Origin of the sequence: uncultured Rossellomorea sp., from assembly GCF_947488365.1 — a bacterium.
Taxonomy (GTDB): domain Bacteria; phylum Bacillota; class Bacilli; order Bacillales; family Bacillaceae_B; genus Rossellomorea.
Map to the genome: position 1 here is coordinate 1 of NZ_CANKZT010000022.1, position 384 is coordinate 384.

Here is a 384-nt window from a genome sequence, read left to right on the forward strand (position 1 = left end):
TCCGCAGTAGCTCAGTGGTAGAGCTATCGGCTGTTAACCGATCGGTCGCAAGTTCGAATCTTGCCTGCGGAGCCATTATATGGAGAGCTGTCCGAGTGGCCGAAGGAGCACGATTGGAAATCGTGTAGACGGTTAACGCTGTCTCAAGGGTTCAAATCCCTTGCTCTCCGCCATAACACTTCTTCTTATTAAGGCCCATTGGTCAAGCGGTTAAGACACCGCCCTTTCACGGCGGTAACACGGGTTCGAATCCCGTATGGGTCACCAACACTTTTTTCCAAAGATGAAATAAAACAATGAATATAATGGAGGATTAGCTCAGCTGGGAGAGCATCTGCCTTACAAGCAGAGGGTCGGCGGTTCGATCCCGTCATCCTCCACCAT

4 tRNA genes are annotated in these 384 nt (G+C 50.5%); all 4 read left to right on the plus strand.

What is annotated here, in order from left to right:
* A tRNA-Asn gene (locus Q1B03_RS22020) sits at window positions 1-75 on the plus strand.
* Between the two features lie 6 nt (window positions 76-81).
* Window positions 82-173: transfer RNA gene (locus tag Q1B03_RS22025), tRNA-Ser, on the plus strand.
* 19 nt (window positions 174-192) lie between these two features.
* Window positions 193-267, plus strand: a tRNA-Glu gene (locus tag Q1B03_RS22030).
* A 40-nt stretch (window positions 268-307) separates the two neighbouring features.
* Window positions 308-383: transfer RNA gene (locus Q1B03_RS22035), tRNA-Val, on the plus strand.
* The last annotated feature ends 1 nt before the right edge of the window (window position 384 follow it).